This is a genomic window from Streptomyces neyagawaensis (genome assembly GCF_023516595.1).
In the GTDB taxonomy this organism is placed as follows: domain Bacteria; phylum Actinomycetota; class Actinomycetes; order Streptomycetales; family Streptomycetaceae; genus Streptomyces; species Streptomyces neyagawaensis.
The window spans coordinates 161,881-167,880 of record NZ_JAMGBG010000046.1; the positions used below are offsets into that span (position 1 = coordinate 161,881).

Annotated in this window: 2 protein-coding genes; both read left to right on the forward strand. The window is 61.8% G+C overall.

What is annotated here, in order from left to right; all coding sequences use genetic code 11:
- The first annotated feature begins 1,366 nt into the window (after positions 1–1,366).
- Positions 1,367–3,193, forward strand: coding sequence for a hypothetical protein (locus tag M8J73_RS21050; protein WP_055536748.1), 1,827 nt, complete (start codon positions 1,367–1,369; stop codon positions 3,191–3,193).
- Positions 3,194–3,802: 609 nt separating this feature from the next.
- Positions 3,803–5,428: a caspase family protein gene (locus M8J73_RS45895; RefSeq protein WP_505016640.1), complete on the forward strand. Its 1,626-nt coding sequence runs from the start codon at positions 3,803–3,805 to the stop codon at positions 5,426–5,428.
- Positions 5,429–6,000: the final 572 nt, after the last annotated feature.

Here is a 6,000-nt window from a genome sequence, read left to right on the forward strand (position 1 = left end):
TCCGGTGCTGTTGATGTCAGCTGTGGATGTCAGGTACCCCCGCCCGGTTCGACTACGTGCGACGGTAGACGGCAGGGTCGGTTACAGCTGATGGGGCCCGTAACAAGTCCAGGTAGCACGGGTAGTCGGGGTTACCTACCTCCATGAGTACGAATTGATCGACATCGTGGTTGGCGAAGCTGACGGCCCGGCCGAGGTCGAGCCGCCTACTCGTTGTGCACTGACTGATCCATAGCTCTAGCCGGACCGGTCAGCACCGGTCATGCCGGCCGCTTCAACGGCCTGCGTGGTCACGTGCAGTCATGTGTGGTTTGTGGCGGCTGCTGTACGCCGCTGCCGTGCCAAGGCCTGCCAGCGCAGAAGTCAGAGCAAGGGCGCTCGCGTAAGCGTCAGCGATCTGTGCGGCCGAGCGAGAGAGCACCAGTACGATGACGACCACTCCGACGATCCATGGCTTGGGCATGGGGTTTGACAGCGCCCCGGAGTTTAGGGTGACACTCATGTGAGCCTCCAAATGGCTTAAGGCCCTCGATCGCACGCACCGCCAAGCACTGGCGATCGAGGGCGCTTTCTTGCCTCCGGACGGTAGCAAGATCTTGGCTGTCGAAAGGTGCTACCGCGGGGCCACCGGCAACTCTCAGCTGTAAACTATAGTTTACAGCTACGTTGAGTTACGAAATAACGGGCATTCGCCCCTGGCTCCTTCTACTTTCCTAGGGGAAAAGTAGAAGGAGGGCTCAATTGACTCACCTAACGTAAGTTTGCAACATGGCCGAAAGTTGACCCCGCCAGACCGGCCCTTTCTAACTCCAATCCCGTCTGCCGTCGCCCCCATGCATAGCGGAGAAGGCGCTGTGCCAGGCGTCCAGGTGGAGAGCGCCACGCACGAACGACCTGCACGTTCGGTGTCCTGTCTGCCCGGGCTCTGCCAGGGGCGATGGCAGACGGCATAGGAGTTCCACACCCTTACAACCCACCGGCTGGCACCCGCCTCCGGGTTCCTCCACCCGGTCCATGACCTGGGGGTGCTGGCGCGGCTGGCGAGAGTCGAACTCGCGCTCTCCGCCTGGGATGCTGGGGTTTTCTGGTGGCGATTAGTGCACTGGCCTGCGTCGGAACGGTGCTTGAGCCTCTGCAGCTCCGTGGCCGAGTCCCCGCTGTTCCCCGTGAGTCCCCGCAGGATCTGGCACGCCGATGGCACGACTCTCCGCCTTGGCTCGAAGCAAGTTGGTCGGCTGCTTGTGCTTCGGTCGGCCGCAGTGACCCTAAGTCTTCGGATCTGGGGGCACGGTGCTGCGCACGCGCGGGACGCCCGACGCTATCGGCGAAGGCCGATAACCTGGTGAGATACCAGGAGGGGGACGCTATGGGGAAGAGTCATGGGCGACGCAACCGTCGGAAGAAGCAGATTAGGACCACCGCCAATCAGCAGAAACCGGCCGTGCGCCGGTACCTGATCCCGAATGCGGACACGCCGCTGCTGGAAGTGGTGTTCGAGCCTGACGTGTCCGACGAGGACAAAGCGATCTGCTTGGACTACTGGTCGTTCACCGAACCCGGGTCCTGGTCGCACAAGGTCGCCGACATCGGGCCCACAACTGCGGTGCTGCGGACTGTCAAGGCGTCGTGCCGCGCTTACCTGCTGACGATCGTCTGCCCCGACTGCGAGGCCCCGAAGGTCATCCACAGTCGCTCGGACATGACCGCGACCCGGAAATGGGCGCCGGATGACTTCCCCAGCGTGGCCACCGTCTCCGGCGCGCCGTGCAAGGACTGCCAGCAGGCTGCCGCGGCGGAGGCCGCCCGGGAAGCCGAGCGGGCCGCAGAGGAGCAGCAACAGCAGAACCAGGCCCGTCTGGATGCCGCCTCGGCGTGGTTGCAGGAGCAGGTGGAGCGGGACTTCCCGGCCGGTTACCCGAGCGTGATCGGCGCGCTGACGCTGGTCTCCATGGTGGAGATCATGCTGCGGAAGGACGCTGAGTCGATCGGCCCGTTGCAGGACCTGAGGTACACGCTGACCGCGTCCGCCGAAACCGACGTAGAGGTGTTCCGCACTCTGCATCAGGAGCGCTGGATCTGCCCGACCCTGCCGGCCACGACCGGTGACTTCGCTTTCAACGACGACGGCACGGTCCGTGGCGTGTACATCACCCAGATCCCGTGGCGTCTAGCGCCCTCCCTGGGTAGCAAGACGGCAGCGCGCCGCGATATCACGGCTCTACTGGGCGAAATGATGATCAACCGTGCCGACGAGGTGCAGCAGCAGGCGCACGCTCTCCAGGCCGGCATGGCCGTCAACTACCTCGAAGGCCTGCTGATCCGCACGTACGACGAGGAGCCCATCCCGGAGCACCGTCTGCCGGACGCTTACGAGACGTTCCTGGGAGCGCTACGGGAAGGCTTCACCCTCGGGCAACTGATCGCGATCGCGTGGAGCGCCGCGGCCGCGGCCGTGGCCTGGGGACAGCGCACCCCTGGTTTGAAGCCCGGCAACGTGTCGGCGGCCGCTGTCACGAACGTCGGCCGGCGTATCGGCTTCTTGCACGACCGACGCATCGACGAGTACGACCTGCCGAACTGGGTTGCCCGCCCGGCCACCCTCGGGACTGCCCTGCGGATCCTGGAGCAACACACCGCGGAGATCGAAGCGCTCAGCCGCTTCCGAACCGTCAGGCAGCGCATTGAAGCGCGCTCGCTCGAGGCCGCCGAGTTCGACGGCGACATCGCCGATCTCCAGGACCAGCAGGAGAGCGACGTTGACCACAGCATGGGCTCCTTCATCGACGACCTGCGGGCTGGCCGGAAGCGAGAATCGAGCGGCCCGGTCATCACCTACGCCCTCGTCACCCCGGACGGCGAGCTTGAGTTCCATACCGATCCAGTCGACGGCATGCGGGACAAGGTGGGCTCGGCCGGCGCCGGTGTCGTCGACCGGATCCACCTGCCGTCGCCGTCCACCGTCCATGCTTACGTCGCAGAGCTGGTCACCGCATCATCCGAGCACAACAACCCGGTCGCGGACGAGATGCTGCGCCTGCTGGACTGCCACGACGGCCCCTACTACGGGCCGATTTCGTTTTTCGCCATCGGCGCTTCCAGCCCCCGCCCGCGAAGTCTGGACGAGGACCAGCAGGAGATGCTGCGCGCGGCGCACGAGGTGGCTCGCAGCAGAGCCTGGCTGACTAACGACTGATCGACGCGCCCGGCGCCTCTGGGTCTTCGGGTTTGGGGGCGCACACGGGTTCCACCGGTACTGCATCCTTTTGAGCCAGGTGCAGGCCAGCCCGGCAGAGTCATCGGCTGTCTACCTGATGTTGGCAGAGGCCATCCAGGTGCCTCAGTGCCGACTCCTGCGGAAACGTTGAGAGGCCTCGTGCGTGGCCGATCACGCGTCCCCCTGCATTACAGACAGTCCACAAGCCAAATGATCCCCGCTTTAGGAGAGAGGCGGGGAAAGCGGGCGGCTGACCTGGGGCTTCGGTGCCTGGTCAGGCGGTCGGGAACTCGACCGTGAGACGCCCATGCTGACCCTGACTGACCCCTGGATCTGGCACGGTAGTGGCACGAACCTCAGCCGACGAAAGTCAGCCACGACGGCGGGTGCGCCGACCGAGCACGCACGCGTATGCCTCGCTGCACCCCCACCGGCCTCAGCCACGCTATCGAGGTTTGTCGTCGACCAGAGCAAGCGACCACGGCCAGCCCGTGACGGATGGCCCGAGTCCTCAACTCGTCCGATTTGCGCGCGATGTCAACTTGTGATCAATTTGTATGGAGGGGGTCAGGCCGAGGGGCGGTGGCTATGGCTCGGTGCGTTGCACTCGTGATAGGCGTCGGGGATGTAGAAGGATTCCGGGTCCTTCCAGATGCTCGTGAGGATGCTCGGAAGTTCGCCAAGTGGGCTTCGTCACAAGGCTTCAAGGTGATCGAGAAGATCGACGATCACACCGAAGTCACGATCCATGATCTACGCAACGTCGCCAATGATCTGCATGAGGAAGCTACGACAACCCGTCAGATATACAAGCTCTTCTTCTACTTCGCGGGTCACGGCGTCTGCGATGGAGACAGCGATGTTCTTCTGCTGACACGGGCGAAGTCCGACGGGCATGAAGCGATCAACTTGTCGAGGACCATCAACTGTTCCCGAGCGTGCAAGATCCCTCACGTAGGGTTCTTCATCGACGCTTGTCGGATCTTGCCCGATGTCTACGCGCACGGTCTCCCCCTCTTCCCTGGCCGCTTGTCTCAGGACAAGGTGTACCTAGACGAGTTCTATGCTGCGTACCCGGGGAGGCCGGCACATGCCCTGCGACCTGACGAGGACCCTGCCTCCGTGGGCTATGGGGTCTATACCGAATGCCTCCTTGACGCGCTATGGGGTCGGGCGTTGGAGGCCATCCGGCCCACTCCAGGCGGAGAGCACCCCCGAGCTGTCGTCGCCGAAAGCCTTGACGATTATCTGGGCAGGGAAGTGCAGCGACGGGCAGGGAAACATCGCATCGTTCAGGTCCCTCAGACTGAGGCTCGATCTCGCTGGCAGCCGCACGTGATTTCTTGGATACCGGGGGGCTCTGCCTCTGATGAGCCAGCGGGTGAGCTTGAGGGTCATGCGGAGCGTAGCAACGATTCCGATCGACGTGAGAACGATGCATCTCATCACGAGCCACCAGAAATGACATCCGAGATTGCGGCTAACCGATCAGCCATTGCGTCTGCTGTGGACTCGATGGCCCATGGGATGACCATTTATCTTGACGGTGCCCAAGCCAAAAGCGCGGAGGTGAGTCGGGCTGGAATAGCCGACCAATTTCGTTCTGGTGAGAGTGGATGGCATATCCGTGCTCCGCACAATAAGCCTGGACCTATCATGCTTCACTTGGACAAGTCCTGGCAGAAGCGAAGCATGTGGCCAGCTCTCATGGTGCTTCCGGGATATTTGACGCAAGTGCGAGTCGGGCTACGCGGGGTCGAGCAGCTCTCATTCCTTAAGGTTGACTCGGATAACCAGCCCGACGTTCTGGCATGGGCTGTTGCTTATGCGCGTTGGGGTGGTCTTATATCCAAGAACCCGAGAGTTGTCGACATGCTGTACAAAACCTGCAACCCCACTTTGGCCGTGTTGATGGCGCATGCGTTTCATAGGCAAGGTGAAATCGGCGAAATAGGGAGGCTGCTCAGCCATCTGCGAGAGAGGCGAATGCCTATTCCGTTCGATGTTGCATTGCTTGGCGAAGGTAGATTTCCCCATGAAAGGGATGTCTTCCCGAACTATCCATGGATGGCCCGAGGGTGGAATGTCCTTGCAGACACAAAGTATGGAGGGTTCGAAAAGGCGGTAAGGCCTTACTTGGCTCCCGAATTTTGGACCACTCTTCTTGACCCGCCTCGAAAGCTGGTGGAACAACTGGTTCATCACGACTGCTGAGTGGGGGCACCTGCGAGGATTAGGAGGACGTTGTGCGACTCGTTTTCGTACACGGACGCGCTCAAGGAAAGTCGAGTAGTGAGGAAATAAAGACGAGCTGGCTACGGGCTCTGCGTCGCGGATGTCGACGTGCTGGTGTTAGTCTCCCTGACCCTCTCGACGTCTACGCTCCTTTCTATGCAAAAGATTTGGATGAAGATACGGCGGCTGGTCCCTCACGGGCCGTCGTGCGTGGAAGCGAAGCCGCTCCCGATCCTTTCGAAAGGGAACTCGTTCTAGATATAGCACGGAGAGCAGGAATCACTAATGCTGAGATTACCGCCGAGCTTAATGAGCCGGTAGTCGCACGTGCTCCTGAGAACTGGCAGTGGGTGCAAGCGGCAGGTCGTTTGGTCTGTCGCAGGGTTCCGTTCATAACAGCCTCTTTCATTCGCCAATTCACCGCGGATGTGCATGCGTATCTAATGTTCCCAGATACGCGTGAAATGGTAAATTCTCTTGTCTCCAAAGAGCTTGGTGACGGCCCGGCGGTAGTAGTGAGTCATTCGCTAGGCACCATTGTGGCTTACTGT